The 531-nt window shown below is 33.0% G+C and carries 1 protein-coding gene; it reads left to right on the top strand.

Translation table 11 applies throughout. From position 1 onward, the window contains the following. Positions 1-531 (top strand): tyrosine-type recombinase/integrase (locus CCAL9328_RS10730; RefSeq protein ID WP_170000647.1); only part of this gene is annotated, 531 nt, incomplete at both ends.

Raw genomic sequence — 531 nt, 5'->3', positions numbered from 1 at the left:
GCACTTCAAGATTAGAGACAATCCATCGCTTAATCAATGATATTGATAAAGTTTTTAGCCTAGCTCAAAGAGATGAGTATATCACCTATAATCCAAGCAAAGAGTTACATAGAGCATTTCCTACTGCTAGTCGCTTTACGCTTGATAAATTTGTAGATACTAGACTTCCAGCCTTAACCGATAAAGAAAAAATTAAAGAGTTTATAATAGATTTAAAGATGGATAATAAGCTTGATTTATCAACTAAAAGAGCTATCTATCTACAAATTCTTTGCGTTAATCGCCCATTTAATACAGCTAGTGCTAAATGGAGTGATATAGATTTAGAAAATAAAATTTGGACTATTCCGGCAAACCAGATGAAAACTAAATCAACCCACGAACTTCCTCTAAGCTCTTACGCTCTTAAAATATTAAAAGAACAACATATGTTTAAAATTATTGATAGCCCATTTGTCTTTCCAGCCCTTAATGCAAACGGACATCTACATAGAGACACAATAAGCAAGGCTATAAGAAATTTGGGTGGTA

The sequence above is a fragment of the Campylobacter sp. RM9328 genome (genome assembly GCF_012978615.1).
This window is presented reverse-complemented; position numbering and strand designations above follow the sequence as displayed.